This is a genomic window from Aliihoeflea sp. PC F10.4 (genome assembly GCF_054612275.1).
The window spans coordinates 145,968-164,705 of record NZ_JBTSWH010000002.1; the positions used below are offsets into that span (position 1 = coordinate 145,968).

Genomic DNA, 18,738 nt, shown 5'->3' on the forward strand with positions numbered 1-18,738 from the left:
GGAAAGATACCATGACGCATGACCGCTTCAAGCAATTGAGAAATATCCACATCCACGCCTACGATCGCGCTCCCGCTATCCGCGCGATCCTGGACGAGGCGGGCGTTGCGCCATCTGCGCTTGTGGACAACGAAGTTCTTGCGCGGATTCCCGTGTTCAAAAAGGAGAACATGATCGTCCGGCAGCGCGAACATCCACCCTTCGGCGGGTTCCTTGCCGCTGATCCCAGGGAAATCGATCGCATCTTCGTCTCGCCGGGGCCGATAAATGAGCCTCAGTTCAAAGGCGTCGCTGATCCGTTTGGGTTCGGCATGGCATTCGCGGCTGCAGGCGTCGGAGAAGGAGATCGTGTTCTCAACACCTGGTCCTATCATCTTGTGCCCGCCGGCCTGGTGCTGGATGACGGCTTGCGCAATGTCGGGGCAAGCGTGATCCCTGCCGGCACCGGCGGAAGCGAGATGCAGGCAAAGATCGTCCTTGATCTCGACGTGACTTGCATTTGCGCGTCCACCGCCTTCTTTCTCAAATTAGCTGAAACCATCGAGGAAATGGGCCATCCACTGCCAGAAGGATGGAAGGTAAAATCAGCACTTCTCGGCGGCGAGTTTGGCGACTGGATGGGAAAGCGCAGAATAATCGAGGCGCGCTACGGAATTCGTACCTTCTCGGTCTATGCCACTGCCGATTTTGGCATCATTGGTTTCGAGAGGGAAGGCGAAGAAGGCTATGAAATTCATCACGACCGCATCGTTCAGATCTGCGACCCGGTAACTGGCGAACCCTTGCCGGCCGGAGAACCCGGTGAAATCGTGGTCACAACGCTGACCCCTGGCTGGCCGCTGATCCGGTTCGGCACAGGTGACGTGGCTATCGCCCGCGCACTTCACCCGGATGGAACCGTCCACCGTATCTCCATGCTGCAGGGGCGCGTCGGCCAGGCGGTCAAGGCGCGCGAGATTTTCATCTATCCGCGTCAGCTGGAAGACCTTGTGATAGCTGTTCCCGGCATTGCGCGTGCACAGGCCGTGGTCACGCGATCATTGCACCGCGAGGAGGTTACACTGAACCTTGTGCTCAATGAGAACAGCAACCCTGATGAGGTCAGTCTGAAGGCTGCCGAGCGGTTCGGCGAGTTGTCCCGTCTCAGGGCAGATCATATCAATATCGTCGAAGCCATCACCAATGATGCACCCCTCGTCGTTGATCACAAGGACATTGCTTGTTGATTTCCGCCCGGGAATGAGCCGGGTTTGCAGTGAAATGTCCCGAAATTACTTACCCTTTTTGTCCGGGGCATTTGCGGGGGGGGCTGGAAACAGCCTGCCACGCTGACAGGTAGAGCATGTCTGCCTAAAGCAGGAACCGCTTTCAGTAGACATGCTTTAGGCTCGAGACTCAATCAAGCTCACCAGATGCATGTTGCGGCGAAGTTGATTGCGAGCTTGTCGTGTCTGGTGGCAACGCATCTCCAATCCCTGAGACGGCAGAATATGCGCTCGCGTCGGATTGTTGGGGATCACCGGTTCGGTGCCGCGCGCGATGAGGAAGGCGCGCAGAGCAGTGCTGTCATATGAGTGTCGGCGGCGAACAGGCGACTGGGCGGCTGGGGTGCCGCGGCGTTATCTTGAGCGCGAGGGGGCGGGCGCGATTATCAAAAACAGCATGGTTTTTGTCGATCTGCCTCCTCGCGAGCGGCCGATTGCTAAAGCGTGTCGCGATCTTTCAAATTCACTCGCCACGCCTTAACTCTTTGTATTTACACAATTCCTGACGGAAAACTGCTATACACTTTTCCTGGAATTGCTCTATCCAAGCCAGCGTTTGCGTCGCCGATAATGCTTGATGTCACGATAACTCTTGCGCCCGCCATCAAGATTCAGGCCGAGATAGAACTCACGGACATCCTCATTAGCGCGCAGCTCATCACCAGTTCCTTCAAGCACGATGTGGCCGTTTTCCATGACATAGCCATAATCAGCAAGTTCGAGCGCGACACGGACATTCTGCTCGACCAAAAGCAGCGTCATCCCGGAAGCCTTAAGACTGGCCAGAAGTGCGTAGACCTCATCAACCATGAGGGGCGCAAGTCCAAGAGATGGCTCATCAATCATCATCAGTTTGGGGCGGGCCATCATGGCACGTCCGATGACGACCAGTTGCTGCTCGCCGCCGGAAAGATAACCAGCGGTCCGATCCTTCAGGGCCTTGAGTCTGCCAATCTGAGAATAGACCTCGTCGAGCTTATCGCGCACTGCTTTCAGCGAAGGTTCACGATGGCCACCAATTAGCAGGTTCTGTTCTACTGTAAGGTGCTTGAGCACCCGGCGGCCTTCCATTACGTGGATGATGCCCGACCTGACAATGTCTTCCGGCTCGACATTATCGATGCGCTTATCCTCGAACAGGATACTCCCCGAGGTGACCTTGCCGTCTTCAGTCTTGATCACGTTTGAGATTGATTTTAGCGTCGTTGACTTGCCAGCACCGTTTCCTCCCAGAAGAGTTACGCACTGACCGGCGCTGACTCGCATCGACACACCCTTGACCGCCAGAATGACGTCAGAATAAATCACCTCGATGTTGCTAAGCTCAAGCATGTCGCCTCCCTGATCGCGAGGCAGTCGAGCTTACGCCCGACCGCCTCGGTCCTGTTTCACCACTTTTCGACGGTTGGAACCGGCACATTGCTGGCAGCTATGGTATATTTGCCATCCTTTACCGTACTGATATTGACCGTGATGCCGGTGGTCGGAAAAGGAGCCTCGCTGGTGTAGGTCAAGTCCGGCAGGATACCAAAGGTCTGGTCGCTGGTGATCGTGGTGGAGAGCAACGCCTCGCGCAGATCGGTACCGGTCACTTTGTCGGCTCCAACTTTCTCGATTGCTGCTTCGAGACCGCGGACCCCAACGATGGCTTGATTAAGCCCCATGATGGTTGGGATCGTCCACCCTCCCTGCATCCCGTACTCGGCTTTCAGCTTGTCGTAGAACTGCTTGGGTGCTGTGTCCTCATCGGTCGGAGCTGCCATGCCATAGACCTCGAAGTCGCCTTCAAGCTCAAGCAGATCACCAATGGCACTAGCCGAGGCCGTGATGCCATTATGTGAACTCATGACGATTGGCACGTCGGTTCGACCGAGGGCCTGCAAGGCACGCTTTACCGCGACCACAGCTGCAGTGTTGGTCTTGATACTGATAAGCTGAGCGCCGGCGCGCAGCACGCGATTGATCTGGGTGGTAAGATCGGTCGGCTGCACTTCGGTATAGATCGTTTCAATGACTTCAATCTGATCCTTGTGATTGTCAGCGTATTTCTCGATACCCCGGCTGATATCGACATAGGCTGGCGAGGCTTCTGAAGAGATAACAGCAATTTTCAGCGGCCCCTCAATGCTATTTTCCTGCTTGTACCACTCGAAGAAGGCTATTGCTTCATGCGGGTAGGTCGCGCGCGGATTGAACACCCAAGGATCCGGGTTCCAGCTGAAACCATAGCCTGCAGTCGACATGATCATTGGTATGCCATCACTCGGAAGGCGACCAGCGAGCGCCGTAGCGTCAGGGCCCCCGAGACCAAGGGCAAAGATCGGGCTGATCTCTGCCTTGATTCCGGGCCAGAGGCTGGCAACCTGCGCCGCATCGTAGCGATGATCATAGTCCTTGATTGTCAGCGTGACACCAAGCTCCTTGCCGACCTCGGCATTCCACCAGGCAACGACCGCATGACGGGCACCCGCCATATCCTTCATGACGTCCGCATAAGGGCCAGTAAAATCAGCGAGTGAGGCGATATTATAGGTCGTATCGGCCTGAGCCGGCGCGGCTATCGCGACTGCTGCAACACTTGCAAAAACCCATTTCTTAAAAAAATTCATCTGTAGTCTCCTCCTGGTAATTATTTGTTAAGTTTCCAGACAATTTGCGATTCATTAGTAAGGAAAAGGCCAGAGCCGGTAAGACCGTTTGATGATCGACCATCTGTGCATCAGCCCGCGGGGTTCGAAAATCAGAAAGGCTGCGAGGGTCCCGCCGAGGAACACATTGAGTGCAGCAAAGACGACATCTCCTCCGAGCCAAGGTGCCATCTCGATGACTGATGGCCCTATCGAGATAAAGGTCTCGCGGATTGCAGTGATGACAACAACGCCGATCAGCGCACCGGTTATCGAGCCGATGCCCCCGACGATGATCATCGCGATTAGCCATATCGAGTGGAACAGGGTGAACTGGTCGACAGCGACGAAGCGGAGATAGTAGGCCCAGAGGCCACCGCCAACGCCGGCATAAAATGCACCGACAAGAAATGCCATCGCCTTGGTGCGCACGACGGGGATACCCATCATGCCCGATGCAACATCATCATCGCGCACAGCGATAAAAGCCCTGCCATGGCGACTGCGCACAATACCGTAAGCACCTGCGACCATGCCAATGGTGATAATCAGGCACAGGTAATAAATCGACCTGTCTGAGTCGAAGACGAAGCCAAAGAATTCTGCTGGATTCAGTGACATGCCGTTCGAGCCACCAAGCCAGGATTGCGGGAGATTGAGCACCAGAAAATGAAAGATGGACTGTGCCGCGATTGTCGTCAGAACGAGATAGAAGCCCTTGATACGTACCGCTGACAATCCAAAGACGAAACCAAAGATAGCAGCAGCACAGCCGCCAAGCGGGATGGCAATCCAGAATGGCAGGGCATAGGTCGAGGCAGCAATCGCCGTGGCATAAGCACCCGCTCCCATGAACGCTGCCTGACCGAGATTGATCTGCCCGGCATATCCTGTGCAGATCTGAAGACCGACCGCGACAACCACAGTTATGAGCATTGCTGTGGCGACCGCGACAATGCGGGGGCTGAACAGGCTGGGCAAGACCAGCAAGAGCAGAAGAAGAAGTGCCAGCGCAATTCCTTGTTTGGCAGTCCTTATGAACGCCTGATCACGAGCAAAACTGGTTGCAAAAACACCTGCGGGATCCATCTTGTCAGACCCTCTCCACCGTTTTCCAGCCGAACATGCCTGTTGGCCTGATGAACAGGACCAGAAGCATGACGATCATGGGGAATACTGTACCGACGGAACCGCCGACTATTGGATCCAGATAGGCCGTAACGAGACCCTGAATGGTACCAATGATGATACCTGCGAGCAGCACACCGGCGATCGATTCGAAGCCTGCCAGCAATGCCACCGGCAGCGCCGCGATACCGATCTCGGAAGCAAGAAATGATAGTGATTTGCCGCTCAGGAAAATGATTGCACCAAGCGTTGAAAGGACGGAGCCGAGTATCCATGCGAAGGCAACTGATCGCTTGACCGAGATCCCCATCGAGATGGCAACCTGATGGTCTTCGGCAACGGCTGTCAGCGCCAGACCGGGTCGCGTCTTGTTGAAAAACCAGGAGAGCCCCAGCCCCACGACTATGGTGATTGCGCCGCCGATCAGAAGTGCCTGCGAAATCAGGATATCGCCGATGAAGATTGGCTTTAGCGGAAAAATAATCGGGAACGGCCGCACTTGCGGTCCAAAGAGCACAAGTATCAGGCCACGCAGCAGGATCAGCAGACCGATCGTTACCATGACCATGGCGAAGACCGATTCACCGACCAGCTTGGAAAAAAATATACGCTCGATGACGAGGCCGAACAGGGCAGCGACTACAAAGGCGAGCGGCAGGCCAATCCATAACGGCATCTGAAGTGAGACGATCATCCACCAGACGATGAAACCGCCGAAGATAACCAGCTCACCTTGCGCGAAATTGAACACTTTCGAGGCACGATAAATTACCACGAAACCCATCGCGATCAGTGCATAAAGCAGACCAACGAGTGCCCCGTTGATCATGTAGTTGAGTGCTTCAATCATGCGATGGCCTTTCTTGCAGTCTGGGCCGTTGCCACCTTGAAATCATTGTCGACATCGTGGATGTGAACGAGTGCGGAAAGAGTGCCGCGCCTGCCATCCTGATATGTGATCGGAATTTCGAGCGCGCTCGCCTCACCCCCATTATAGATATCCTCCACCAGTACCTTGTAGCGATCAGTCAAAAATTCGCGGCGCAACTTGCGTGTTCGCGTCAATTCGCCCTCATCGGGGTCAAGTTCCTTAGGAAAATTGGCGAAGCGTCGAACCTGCGCATGTTCAGGAAGAAACGAGTTCACGCGCTGGATATCCTCGCGGATGAGCACTCCGACCTCTGGCTTCTGCGATAGATCGGTAAAAGTTGAATACGAAATGTTGCGATCCTCGGCCCAGCGCGACACCACCTCCATATCAATATTGATCAGGGCAGAAATGAAACTCTTCGTCTCGTCGCCGAGGGTCAGGATATCCTTGATGAAGGGGCTGAAGCGCAGCCGGGTCTCAATGTATTGCGGCGGAAAGCTCTCACCGGACTTCAGTTTTTTCAGATCACTGATACGCTCAAGGAACACAAGCTCCCCGGATTTTGATGTGGAGACCGCGTCGCCAGTCAGATACCAGCCATCAGAAACTTGCTCGGTCGTCTTGTCAGGCTTGCCATAATAACCCTGAAAGGATGAACCTCCGCGGATCAGCAATTCGCCTTCATCGGAGATCTTCCATTCCAGCATTGGCCCCGCTTCAGGATGTGGCTTCATCCAGTGACCTACGGTCTCAAGATCATAGCGCTCCCCTTGGTGCATCGCGAGAAGACCGATCTCTGTCGAACCATAGATATTGCGCAGCGGCACGCCAATGGCATGAAAGAGACGAAAAACGTCCGGCGCCATGGTCGCGCCACCGCAAACAGCAACCTTGATGCGCGTCAGCCCCAATTTGTCACGCAGGGGTTTCAGCACCAATGCTTCAGCAAAGGGATAGGCAAGCCGGGCAGAGAGCGGAATGTGACGACCCTCCAGACGCGCGACATTTACCTTGTGGCCAATCTTGACACCCCAATCATAGATACGGCGGCGGAATTTGCCGGCATCAAGCATGCGCGCCTGAATGGTCGCCGCGAGGCTTTCCCACTGCCGTGGTGCAAACACCATCATCTCGACCGCGATCTCACGCAAATTCGTCAGAACATCTTCAGGCGATTCCGGAAAATTAATGACCATGGGAACCGCGATCCCAAGCGTCAGGCCGATGATTTGCTCGGTGGCCCAAGCCGGCGCGATATAGGTCAGATAGTCCGAACCTGGCCTGATGCGCACCGCATCCATGACCCTGTGCGCATTATCGATCAGGTAGCGGTGGGTAAGAATGACACCTTTCGGCCGGCCTGTCGTTCCAGACGTATAAGATAGCACTGCAACATCATCCGGCTTTCCCTCGGCGACGATGGCGTCGAACAGGCCGGGCTGGGCGACATGACGCGCGTGGCCTATCTCAGTGATAGCATCGAATGTTGACAAGTGCTCCTGATGATAAGACCACATTCCGGTCTTGTCCCAGTAAACGATGTCACGCAGCGTCGGCACGGCACCTTGCACTGCAAGACCCTTGTCAACCTGCTCCTGATCCTGCGCTACGAGGCAAACGGCCTGGCTGTCATTGAGAAGATAGTCGATTTCGTCGACCGTCAAGTCCGGATAAAGCGAGATGACCTTGCAGCCGAGCGACTGCGCCGCAAGTTCGCTCCAGAAATTCTCGGGCTCGTTCTCACCGATGATGGCGACCGTCTCTCCGCGCTTCACCCCCATGCTGTCGAGGCCAAGCGCGAAAGCGCGCACCCGTTCCAGCACATCTGCGAAGCTATATTCCCGCCAGATACCGCGCTTCTTGTGCCGTTCGGCGAGCACCCCGGAATGCGTTTCACTACGCTCAACCAGCATCTGGGGCAGAGTCTGCATAGCAAACATTAGCGGTTTTCTCCGAGATAAGCCTTCAGGACTGCCGGGTCGCGCTGCACTTCTGCTGGCGTTCCCTCAGATATTTTGCGTCCGAAATCCAGAACAACAACCCGGTCGGCCAAATCCATGACGACACCCATGTCATGCTCGACCAGAACAACAGGAATTCCGCGCCCTTCACGCACGTCAAGAATGAAGCGCGCCAAATCTTCCTTCTCCTCGGTGTTCATGCCGGCCATCGGCTCATCCATGAGGAGTATCTTCGGCTCCTGGGCAAGCGCCCTGCCGAGATCGACGCGTTTGCGCAGGCCATAGCCGAGCGTGCCGACAGGTCGGTGGCGGATCGGCTCCATCTCAAGAAACTCAATGATCTCTTCCACCACCTCGCGATGCTCGAACTCTTCGCGACGGGCACGGCCATAATGCAGGAAAGTCTCGGCGACCGTCGAGCGCATATGCATATGGCGACCGATCATGATGTTCTCGATCACGGTCATGCCGGAAAAAATGTGGGTACCTTGGAAAGTGCGCGCAAGACCGGAACAGGCAATCTGATGCACGCTCCTGCCTGATGTTGACGCACCGTTGAAAGTAATCGCGCCCTGCTGTGGCTGGTAGAAGCCACTGAGACAGTTCATCAGGGAGGTTTTGCCAGCACCATTGGGGCCGATCACAGCAACAAGCTGATCAGGAGCAACCTCGAAAGACACTCCATCGAGCGCCTTGACCCCACCAAACTGCATGAGCACGTTATGCGCAGCCAGGACAGGCGTAGCGGCTGCACGTTGAATTGCCATTGTCACCAAATTTCCTCCCGGATCACTGCTTTGTACGCAGACCCCCTCCCGGCCCCGCTCAATCATCTACTGACTGACTGGATATTTAATTTACTCAAAAGTAGAACTATGTCAATCTACGGTGCACATTACGACATTGCGGAGGACATTTATGGCAACCAGATTTGGAAACCCTGACCTTGCGGCTTCACTGCGATCCCGCCTGTCTATTCCGGTCATTGCTGGCCCGATGTTTTTGATTTCCGGGCCTGATCTCGTGATCGCCTGCAGCCGGGCCGGCGTCATCGGGTCTTTTCCGACGCTCAATGCCAGGACCCCCGGGATACTCGACCAGTGGCTGGGGCAAATGACCACAGAGACCGCCGGTCACGCACCGTTTGCCGCCAATCTGATCGTGCATGCGTCGAACGCACGCATTGAGGAAGATCTGGCGCTTGTTGTCAGCCACAAAGTACCTGTTGTGATCTCGAGTGTCGGAAACCCGTCCGCTGTCGTGGCGAAGGTCCACGCCTATGGCGGAAAGGTTCTGGCTGACGTGGCCTCGCTTAAACATGCGCGCCGCTCCGCAGAAGCCGGCGTCGATGGCCTTATCCTTCTGTGTGCCGGAGCTGGCGGCAACACCGGCTGGCTGAACCCGTTTGCTTTTGTCGGCGCGGTCCGCGAATTCTTCGACGGCCCGATCGTGCTCGCAGGTGCCATTTCGCGTGGCCGCTACATCCACTCAGCGGAACATATTGGTGCCGATTTCGCCTATATCGGGACTAGTTTCATCGCCACGCGCGAGAGTCTGGCTAATGAGCTGTATCAGGACATGCTGATCAATAGCAGCGCTGATGATGTTATCTTGACCGACAAGGTGACCGGCATCCCGGCCAATATGCTGCGCCAAAGCCTTGCGAATATCGCCGATCACAGCGGAGAGCAGCCCGATGGCTTCAATTTGCTCAAAGAGATGAGCGCGCTGAAGGCATGGCGTGATATCTGGAGTGCCGGGCACGGCGTTGGCGATGTTCAGAGCGTTGAGAGCGTCGATCAACTGGTCGACAGGCTGAAGCAGGACTATGAAGCTTCACGCGCAAGGGACAGGCCTGAGGCAGCATAAAAACTTGCTCGAGGAGATTGGTAAGTTTCTACACAATCTCCTCGACACGATAACAATTGCAACCTCCCGAAAAACGACGATAGCAACTGCGTCAATCAGAAATATCAGGCGCGGGCCGACGTAGCCTTCTTCTCTCCCAGAAGCTCAGATGAATGCTCCCCCAGCTCCGGCGCGGCGCGACGGACTCCAGAGCCATAAGCACTGAACTTGATCGGTTGATTGACGTGCCATTCCTCACCTGCGCCATGGCTTGTCCCAGGGGTTGCCCCGGGGGCTGTCAATGCAGAGAATAGGCCGCGCGCACGAAAATGTGGGTCCTGAATCACGCCAGCCAGATCGTTGAACGGCGACCAGGGAATACTATTGTTATCGAAAATATCCTGCCAGTCGCTGCGAGGACGTGTCGCAATCGCGGCTGCAATGCGCGCCCGAAGCTCATCGCAGCGGGCCTGGCGCTGCTCTGCCTTCAACTCGCAGGCATCGTTCATATCCAGAACTGCACATAGCCTGCTCCAGAAATGATCTTCATGTGCAATGCTGAGCGTTAGCGAAGCACCGTCGCTCGCGACAAACGCGCCATAAGCAGGCTCGGCAAAAGCCCAGAAGGTAGAAGCGCCGTTCATTGCCGGTCCAAGGTAAAGCGTCAAGATCGAGACAAGTGTATCTGTCATTGATATGTCGATTGCCGTTCCATGGCCGGTCCGCTCACGCGCAAACAACGCACCCGATACTGAAAACGCGGCAAAGACGGCACTAACAAGATCGCCATAGGGAACAGCAGGCAAGGCCACCGGATCGACGCCAATCTGATTGAACAGATGACCCGCAATTGCCTGATAGGACAGGTCATGCGCCGGGCGGTCACGATAAGGACCGTCCTGACCGAATCCGGAAATTGAAGCAAATATAATCAGCGGATTAACTTCTCGAAGCGCCTCATAGCCGATACCCAGCCGATCCATCGTTCCGGGACGGAACCCCTCAAATACAACATCGGCCTCGCGGGTCAGATCAAGAAACTGCGTCCGGCCCTGCTCGGTCTTGAGATCTAGGCAGACACTGCGCTTGTTGCGGCTTATCGACCTGAAGAAGGGCGGAAACATCCTTGCCGGATCGCCACCTGATGGCCGCTCAACCAGAATGACATCGGCCCCGAGATCCGCCATCAACAATGTGGCATAGGGACCGGGAAGTTGCTCTGCCAGCGACAAGACGGTAACGCCTTCGAAGATGCCGGGCCTCTCCTTTTTACTCATTTCGCTTCCTCCTGCTGATAGGCTAGGGAATGCACTTTCAGGCCTTCATGATTGCCCAGTGCAGTCCATGAATTCCATGCACCCTAGCCAGCACTGTCTCCATCGTCAATCAAGTGAATATAGAGTCAGGAGATGCGCTGCATTTGAAAGGTCGAATGTTGCTTGACCAAAAATAGTGGCTGCCATGATTGGCTGGCTATGAACTTTCAGGACGCTATCCCAGCTATTATGGGTGCGCCTTGCCGCACAGGGGGGACGTGTCTGAAAGCATGTTTCCCGAAAGGGGGAGCCGATTTCGGGATAAAGACATGCGTGAAAACAAAGAGTTTAAACGTGGCAGGAGTATCTGAAAGATCGCAACACGCTTTAGGTGGCTGTTTTGGCCCGTGGTTTGCCCGGTTTGCCGCCAGTCCTGCTCTCGTTACCGTGGAGATCCGGATAGCACGGCACCTCAACCCACATTTCCCAAGTAAGGCGCTGATTTCGCTGTCCTGACCATTATATTTCCTATATAAAACATGGTGTTGAAGGCTGCGAGGGGCGCGTTTCATGGATCACCCAGAGGGTGCGGGCTTGCAACGGGCAGATCGGGTGGATTTCGACCCTCGCGTGCGGCTGGAATTTCGCGGCACGCAGCTCAGTTCCGACGGCGGCCTTCTGGTGATGCGCGAGCTTGATGACGCGCTCGGGTTGTCCGATTTGGCGTCAGCGGCGCTGCGCGATACTCGCTCTGGCAAGAACACGGTCCATCGGCTCGACGGCCTGTTCCGGCAATCAGTCTTTGGGCGGCTGGCCGGATACGAGGATGTCAACGACGCCAACCGTCTCGCCTGCGATCCGGTCATGCGCCAAGTTGTCGGCGGCAGAGCGGTCGATGCACAAGCGGCCTCGGCATCGCAGATGGGACGGTTCGAGACCGAGACGCTGGCTCTGGCCGGGAACCGTGCCGCGCTGGCCGACCTGAACGGGCAATGGATCGACCGGTTCCATGACCGTAACGGGCTGAAGTACATCGTTCTGGACATGGACAGCTCGGTCAGCCCGACCCATGGCGACCAGGAAGGGTCCGCCTGGAATGGCCATTTCGACTGTAGCTGCTATCACCCCAACTTTCTGTTCAACCAGTTCGGGATGCTGGAACGCTGCGCCCTGCGCCATGGCAACGTCCACAGCGCCGATGGCTGGCGTGATGTTCTCGACCCCGTCATTGCGCGCTACGCGGAGCGCGACCTTGGTGGCAGGTTCTTCCGGGCCGATGCTGCCTACGCGATCCCGGCGATCTATGAGCGATTGGAAGAAGCGCGGTTCTTCTACGCCATCCGGCTGCCCGCAAACGCGGTCCTCAAGGACAAGATCGCGCATCGGCTAACGCGCCCTGTCGGGCGGCCGTCACTGACCAAGGTCAAGCGGTTCTTCGAGGAATTCGAGTATCAGGCGGCGTCCTGGGACAAGGAACGCCGGGTGATCGCCAAGATCGAATGGCATCCGGGCGAACTGTTCCCGCGTGTCGGCTTCATCGTCACCAACCTGCCGATGGAGCCGGACTGGGTGGTGCGGTTCTACAACCAGCGCGGCACCGCCGAGCAGCACATCAAAGAGGGCAAATACGCCTTTCGCTGGACGCGGCTGTCGTGCCGGAAGTTCCGCGACAATGAGGTGCGGCTGCAACTGCACGCCCTGGCGTACAACCTGGCCACCTTCTTGCGCTGCATCGAGCTGCCCGAGGCCATGGCCGACTGGTCGTTGACCAGCCTGCAACTGAAGCTGATCAAGATCGGGGCACGTGTGGTCCGTCACGCCCGCACCATCACCTTCCAGCTGGCCGAGGTCGCTGTCACCGGCACGATGGTACGCGCCATCCTCGCCGCTATCCGCCGATTGCGAGCGCCACCGCTATGCGCATGATCGCGATCCACGCTCAAACTGAACGAAAGCGGCTGGACAGATCTGTCCGCTGCGCTGAAAAACGCCGCCCCTGGGCAAGGAAACAGCGGCTTCGCGGTCTGATCCGTCCAGATCCAGCAGTCTGCGCGACCGCAGGTGCCGCTTGCGGCAGAAAATCCTTGTCTAGCGCTCGGATACAGGCGATCTTCACCTCAAACGACACGCCACTTGGGGAATGCAGGTTAAAGCATGTCTCCCGAAAGTGGGAACAAGGTTTTCACTAGGATGCTAATCCGCATGAAAGCCAGCTGCCGGACTGTAAATAAGGATTCCAGCTCTTGTCTGAGACCAGCACAACAACGACAGGCGCGGCACCGGCCGCCGGCACGCTTCGCTTTCCATATTCCGAGCCGCCGGGGCCGGGCGAGGTGCGTGAGATTGCGCCGGGCATCTTGTGGGCGCGTATTCCGCTGCCGTTCCAGCTCGACCATGTCAATGTCTATCTGATCGAGGATGATGGCGGCTGGGCAATCCTTGATACCGGCATTGCCCATGACGATACCCGCGCTGCCTGGGAGGCGCTGTTTGCCGGCCCGCTGGCAGGGTGGAATATCACCAAGATCATCGTCACCCATTACCATCCAGACCATATCGGCCTTGCCGGCTGGCTGTGCGAGCGCTTCGATGCACCCTTGCTGACGAGCCAGACAAGCTATCTCGGCTGTCTCAACATCTCGCTTGATCCGGGGGCTTTCGAGGCGCAGCACCATTATGATTTCTACCGTCGCCACGGCATGATGCGTGAAACGGCGGCGCTGGTTGCCACGCAGGGTCATTCCTATCTGAATATGGTGGCCTCCCTGCCGCTGACATTCCGCCGGCTGGTTGCCGGTGACCGGCTGGTGCTGGCAGGCCGCGTTTTCGAGGTGCTGTCGGGTGACGGGCATGCGCCCGAGCAGATCATGCTTTATTCACCGCAGGATAAATTGCTACTGGCCGCCGATCAGGTGATTGCCCGGATTTCACCCAATGTCAGCGTCTGGGCTGTCGAGCCGGATGGCGATCCGCTGGGTCTGTATCTGCGTTCCCTGGCCAGGCTTGAGCAGGATTTGCCAGCAGATACATTCGTGCTGCCGGGGCATCAGCTGCCATTTTATGGCCTGCATGATCGCTGTCGTGAACTGGCCGACCATCATCATAATCGCTGTGACCTGCTGGTCGAAGCCTGCCGGCAGAACGATCGGAGCGTTGCCGAACTGGTGCCGTTCCTGTTCCGGCGCGAGCTTGATCCGCATCAGCTCAGTTTTGCGTTCAGCGAAACGCATGCCCATGTCAACCGCCTGATCGCCGATGGTGCGCTGGTCTGGCGCGAAGAAGGCGGGATGCTCAAGGCCGGCATTGCTTGAAATCCCGCCCTTCCGGCGATGCATTGGTCACGGCCGCAGCTTCAGGGGCAAGGTGAAACTGGTTGTCGTATAAAGGGCGTCAGGCTCGCCTGCCTTGCGCCGATATCCGGCTGAAACCGTCACATTCAGGTTTTTAATCAATGGGGCCGCGCCGACAAAAATGCCATAGCGGAAGGCTGGCGGGTTGGAAGAATTGTCATAGAAAGTGAATTCACTGCCCAGCCGCAATCGCTTCATTTGATAGCCAAGTCCGGCATGAAAATAGAGCTGTGTTTCGATGCTTGAGTAAGAGCCGAACGAATGGAAATAGGGCGCATCCGGTTTCTTGGCTTCGAAATTATACTGGAAAGTCAAGCCTGTGGCTTTGCCGTCAGTCGGGCTGCCGCCAGGATATTCCTTGTTTTTTCGATGTTGCAGGCCCGCAGAAAAAGAAAAATACGAGGCCGGCCCGTTCCACTGATGGCCGAGCAGCAATGAGGAATAATAGGACGAGGTCCAGTTCAGCGGGGTTCTGGTCCGGCCAAGACCGGCACTGCTGGTGATGGTCCAGCCTGATTTGCCGATATCGCCATTGAGGGCGGTGACGAAGCCGGCACCGGCACTCGATTCAAGATTGGCCATATTGGCCAGCGCTCCTTCGGCACCCCAGAACAGAACCGTATCGAAACGCGGGGCCGTCAATGTCTCCTGCGCCACGGCGTCACTGGTGGAAATGGTCTCAATGGGCTCAGCCGGAGCAGGCGATGTCGCCAGCGCGCCCGTCAGGACATTGAGCATGATATCGACAACATGCTCGATTGACATTGGTCCGCTGCTGGAAAACCAAGTCGGGATGCCATTAATAGCGCTCATAATCGTATAAACAGCAATCTTGGGATTATCGGCATGAACCGATCCGTCGGCAATGCCTTCTTCGATATAGCTGATGAGCTTGTTATCAATAGCGTTCCTGCGCGAGACGATACTCTCCCTGTCGGAAGGCCGCAGCGCATCAATATCAGATGTCACACCACCGACGCCCATTTCACCATACATCCAGACAGCATAGCAGCGGATCATGACGCGGAGCTTTTCAAGGCCAGTCTTGCCAACCTGGTCAGCAAAAATGGCGGCCTCATCGCCGAGATCAAGCCCCATGATGTGAGTTTCGTGAAGGATCTCCTGCTTGTCCTTGATATAATTGTAAAGAGTGCCCTTGGCGACCTGGAGAGTCTCGGCAATATCATCGAGTGATGTGTTATGAAATCCGCGCTGCCCGATGATCCGCGCCGCCTCGCGCAGCACGGCGCTGCGCTTCAGGCGATATATCTCATCGCCAGTCTGAAAAGCATTTTTCCAACGCCGCACTAAGCGCTCCTTCATGGCCAAGACATCAGCGAATTTGCTGTTGCAGCATAAGTTCGTCGTTCTGTGCCGGTCAATATCCTGATTTTTGCTCTGCTGACCATCCGCATAGCCTGCCACTTGACCGACATTGACACAAGTGAACCGGCGGCATTCTGGAACGGCCTTACGGATTAAACTGACTGAAAAGTCATATTGTAATTTTCTAAGTCATAGTATTTACTGTTAAGTAAATTATAAATATCCTGTGCCGGACATCACACAAATGGAGGAAATTACAATGAGCGGAATAATTGATTATGGACTGGTAGAAGCAGCCCAGCGCTTTGTCGAAGAGCGGATTACTCCAAATTCTGTTGAATGGAACCGGAAGGGGCAGGTACCCGACGATGTGATTGCCGACATGGGCAAGTTAGGGCTGTTCGGAATGCTGCTGCCGACGGAATATGGCGGGGCTGGATGCAACCTATCGACCTTCATCGCCGTGATAGAGCAGATCGCGGCCGGCGATGGTGGACTGTCGACGCTTGTGCATGTGCATAATATCGGCGCGGGTTTGATGGTTTCACGGATCGGATCGGCAGATCAGAAAGACAAGTGGTTATCTGACATGGCAACCGGCAAAACCCTCAGTGCGGTTTGCCTGACCGAGCCTTCGACTGGCTCGGACCTATCGGCGGTGCAGACCCGTGCCACCCGTATCGAGGGGGGATGGGTTCTCAGCGGTTCCAAGCAATTCATCTCGAATGGCGCGCGTGCCGGGCTGATTATTGTGCTTGCGGTCACTGATCCGGGAGCGGGCTCTCGAGGAAAAAGCTTTTTCCTCGTGCCAAAGGGCACCAAAGGCCTGTCGATCGGCTCGCAGGAACGCAAAATGGGCCAGGTGACGTCGGACACAGTTCAGGTTCACTTTGATGAATGCTTTGTGCCCGACGGCGCTGAACTGGGTGACATTGGTGCGGCCCTGCCATTGATAATGGAATTATTATCCGATGGTCGTATTTCGATTGCGGCACAGGCAATTGGCATGGCCCGCGCCGCTTACAATCTAGCACTAAACTATGCACAGGAACGTCACGCCTTTGGCCGCGCCATTTTCGACCATCAGGCGGTAGCTTTTCGATTGGCGGATATGTTCACCCAGATCGAGCTGGCCCATGTCTACACCTTCAATGCGGCTCGGCTTTATGATGAGGGCAAGGAATGTGTTCGCGAGGCATCGGTAGCAAAGCTCTTTTCCAGCGAGATGGCAGAACGCGTCTGCTCGGACGCCATCCAGATTCATGGTGGTAACGGTTATCTCAATGATTACCGTGTCGAGCAGATTGCCCGCGATGTCCGCGTTTGTCAGATTTACGAAGGCACTAGTGATATCCAGAGGCTGATCATCGCACGTCGCATCCGTGAAGGTTGAGACATCGGGGACAAATGGGCTCAAAGAAATTGGGCTCCTGCACGAACCGTTCGCTTAGGGCCCATAGGTTCCTGACCATTATCTGACTTTCCACCGCCCAGAGCACCGTGCGTCCAATCGGACGCACAAAGGACAGGAAAGTCAGATTTTTTGGAGAAGGTCATGAGTGTTTCAGACCGTTTGATCCCCGGATATGATCAATGGAAGCATATAGGATCAAACGAGTCGGCAACCTGAAAACACGTTGTGCTTCAGGTGCCCTGTTGCTCTGATGCTGGCGCCTTGATTGCACTGTCGAAGAGATCGGCAAACTGGCGGGCGATTTCTTCTCCGCTCAGCTGGCCGTCAGGACGAAACCAGTGCGACAGCCAGTTGATCGCGCCCATGAACAAAAATATAGTCATGCGCGAATCGATACCGCGAATGCTTCCATCTTCCTTGCCCTCGGCAAAGAACTGACTGAACTCGGCCTGAAATTTGTCCCGGCGCCGACCGATAATGGCACGATTTTCCGGTTCAAGCGCACTGAACTCTGTCAGCACCGCGCACGACCCCATCTCGCCGGTCACCAACTCGATATATTTCTGATAGAAAAGGGTCACCTTTGTGCGCCCATCAGTGCCGTGTGTGCGTGCGTGTTCGAGCGCAACATCGCCCAGATTCTGGGCAAGGAGATGGCATTCAAACAGGAGTTCCTGCTTGTTCTTGACGTAATAGTATAAAGCCGACTTCGTCACGCCGAGCATCTTGGCCACATCGTCGAGGGATGTGTCACGATAGCCGCGCTCGGAGAAAGTTCGCGCGGCTTCCCGAAACAGGGCGGTTCGCTTGAACTGAAAAATCTGATCACGGCTGGGAGCCGCGTTCTTCCAGGCCGATGTGCGGCGGCCACGTTTTACCAATAGCTCTCTCCTTGTGCCGTCCGCCTGCCTTGGACCTTATGCACCTGATACCAGCGGATCTCCGGCCAGACTAATTCAACAGATTAAATCATATGTCAAATTCACTGTCCGGGTCGTCAAACAAAGAACACGATCTTTTTCACGAGGTTAGAGCGTGTCCCGGGATCGATGGATCGATTGTGATGTGAGAGCGCTGGCCTGCTGGCTTTGTTGCAAACTTTTCATCTGGATGAACAAGCTGATCAGATACGATATTCAGGCGGCGAGGATTTCAAACTGCTCGACGAGTGATGGCGCTGGATTGCAGGTGTACCTCGCCTGTCGTTTGCGCATCATGTGAACCATTTCGATCCCGGACAGGATTGTCGCGGGCTGACAATTGATTTGAATCCCGGCATGGAACGTACCCGGCGCTTGATACGGCGATGGTCCTGCTCGATGCGGTTGTTTAGATATTGGCTTTGCCGGATGCAGATTGACTTCAGCAATCGTCGTGATCGATTTTGCAAGCGGCTTTCGCCATCTCAGGCAATGATCGCCTCGTGATTGGTCTGGCTGCCGTCGATGACGATGGGCTCCGGTCGCCCATGGCGCGCGTATGCCTTCCGGTTAAAGCGTTTGGCAGCCAATAGATTGTGATGTTCGCTGAAGAAGAACCCGACCGTACCGCCCAGGCTGTCTATGGCGCGGTAGAGATACACCCACCGACCGCGAACCTTCACACAGGTCCCATCGACATGCCATTTACGGGTGACGGGTCGCTTGCGATGGTTGAACCGTTCGAGCACCAGGATTACTGATTGGTCGAAGT

14 protein-coding genes and 2 pseudogenes are annotated in these 18,738 nt (G+C 55.9%); 5 read left to right on the forward strand and 11 right to left on the reverse strand.

The window, feature by feature from the left end; translation table 11 throughout:
- Window positions 1-11 precede the first annotated feature (11 nt).
- Window positions 12-1,226 (forward strand): phenylacetate--CoA ligase family protein, encoded by a 1,215-nt coding sequence (locus ACX82Z_RS22700; protein ID WP_459912164.1) that lies wholly within the window; start codon window positions 12-14, stop codon window positions 1,224-1,226.
- 394 nt (window positions 1,227-1,620) lie between these two features.
- Here ACX82Z_RS22700 and ACX82Z_RS22705 read toward each other — a convergent pair.
- From ACX82Z_RS22705 to ACX82Z_RS22735, 7 genes and pseudogenes are all read right to left on the reverse strand, one after another.
- Window positions 1,621-1,724 (reverse strand): annotated as a pseudogene (locus tag ACX82Z_RS22705) (IS5/IS1182 family transposase); the annotation flags it as partial.
- 81 nt (window positions 1,725-1,805) lie between these two features.
- Window positions 1,806-2,597, reverse strand: a complete 792-nt coding sequence (locus ACX82Z_RS22710) for an ABC transporter ATP-binding protein (RefSeq protein ID WP_459912166.1) — start codon at window positions 2,595-2,597, stop codon at window positions 1,806-1,808.
- A gap of 56 nt (window positions 2,598-2,653) precedes the next feature.
- Window positions 2,654-3,874 (reverse strand): ABC transporter substrate-binding protein, encoded by a 1,221-nt coding sequence (locus ACX82Z_RS22715; protein ID WP_459912168.1) that lies wholly within the window; start codon window positions 3,872-3,874, stop codon window positions 2,654-2,656.
- A 54-nt stretch (window positions 3,875-3,928) separates the two neighbouring features.
- Window positions 3,929-4,981: a branched-chain amino acid ABC transporter permease gene (locus ACX82Z_RS22720; RefSeq protein WP_459912169.1), complete on the reverse strand. Its 1,053-nt coding sequence runs from the start codon at window positions 4,979-4,981 to the stop codon at window positions 3,929-3,931.
- Window positions 4,982-4,985: 4 nt separating this feature from the next.
- Window positions 4,986-5,870, reverse strand: a complete 885-nt coding sequence (locus ACX82Z_RS22725; RefSeq protein WP_459912170.1) for a branched-chain amino acid ABC transporter permease — start codon at window positions 5,868-5,870, stop codon at window positions 4,986-4,988.
- Entirely contained in the window at window positions 5,867-7,831 is a 1,965-nt protein-coding gene (locus ACX82Z_RS22730) for an AMP-dependent synthetase/ligase (protein WP_459912172.1), read from the reverse strand. The genes ACX82Z_RS22725 and ACX82Z_RS22730 overlap by 4 nt, the downstream gene beginning before the upstream one ends.
- Complete coding sequence (locus ACX82Z_RS22735; protein WP_459912174.1) at window positions 7,831-8,619, reverse strand: ABC transporter ATP-binding protein; 789 nt, start codon at window positions 8,617-8,619, stop codon at window positions 7,831-7,833. Before ACX82Z_RS22735 ends, ACX82Z_RS22730 begins: the two co-directional genes overlap by 1 nt.
- A gap of 151 nt (window positions 8,620-8,770) precedes the next feature.
- Between ACX82Z_RS22735 and ACX82Z_RS22740 the strand changes: the two genes are divergently transcribed.
- Window positions 8,771-9,721, forward strand: coding sequence for an NAD(P)H-dependent flavin oxidoreductase (locus ACX82Z_RS22740; RefSeq protein WP_459912176.1), 951 nt, complete (start codon window positions 8,771-8,773; stop codon window positions 9,719-9,721).
- 104 nt (window positions 9,722-9,825) lie between these two features.
- Here ACX82Z_RS22740 and ACX82Z_RS22745 read toward each other — a convergent pair whose 3' ends face one another.
- Window positions 9,826-10,977: a CaiB/BaiF CoA transferase family protein gene (locus tag ACX82Z_RS22745; RefSeq protein WP_459912178.1), complete on the reverse strand. Its 1,152-nt coding sequence runs from the start codon at window positions 10,975-10,977 to the stop codon at window positions 9,826-9,828.
- A 549-nt stretch (window positions 10,978-11,526) separates the two neighbouring features.
- On the opposite strand from ACX82Z_RS22745, the gene ACX82Z_RS22750 reads away from it, so the two are divergent.
- Together ACX82Z_RS22750 and ACX82Z_RS22755 are read left to right on the forward strand one after the other, a co-directional pair.
- Complete coding sequence (locus ACX82Z_RS22750; protein ID WP_006473457.1) at window positions 11,527-12,882, forward strand: IS1380-like element IS1247 family transposase; 1,356 nt, start codon at window positions 11,527-11,529, stop codon at window positions 12,880-12,882.
- Between the two features lie 407 nt (window positions 12,883-13,289).
- Window positions 13,290-14,267, forward strand: coding sequence for an MBL fold metallo-hydrolase (locus tag ACX82Z_RS22755; RefSeq protein ID WP_459912179.1), 978 nt, complete (start codon window positions 13,290-13,292; stop codon window positions 14,265-14,267).
- A 27-nt stretch (window positions 14,268-14,294) separates the two neighbouring features.
- Here the strand turns inward: ACX82Z_RS22755 and ACX82Z_RS22760 are convergent, their stop codons facing one another.
- Window positions 14,295-15,731: a TetR/AcrR family transcriptional regulator gene (locus ACX82Z_RS22760; protein WP_459912181.1), complete on the reverse strand. Its 1,437-nt coding sequence runs from the start codon at window positions 15,729-15,731 to the stop codon at window positions 14,295-14,297.
- Between the two features lie 160 nt (window positions 15,732-15,891).
- Between ACX82Z_RS22760 and ACX82Z_RS22765 the strand changes: the two genes are divergently transcribed.
- Window positions 15,892-17,025: an acyl-CoA dehydrogenase family protein gene (locus ACX82Z_RS22765; RefSeq protein WP_459912182.1), complete on the forward strand. Its 1,134-nt coding sequence runs from the start codon at window positions 15,892-15,894 to the stop codon at window positions 17,023-17,025.
- 251 nt (window positions 17,026-17,276) lie between these two features.
- Here the strand turns inward: ACX82Z_RS22765 and ACX82Z_RS22770 are convergent, their stop codons facing one another.
- A complete protein-coding gene (locus ACX82Z_RS22770) occupies window positions 17,277-17,927 on the reverse strand; it encodes a TetR/AcrR family transcriptional regulator (RefSeq protein WP_459912184.1) in 651 nt (216 codons plus the stop codon).
- Between the two features lie 255 nt (window positions 17,928-18,182).
- A pseudogene (locus ACX82Z_RS22775) lies at window positions 18,183-18,738 on the reverse strand (IS6 family transposase); the annotation flags it as partial.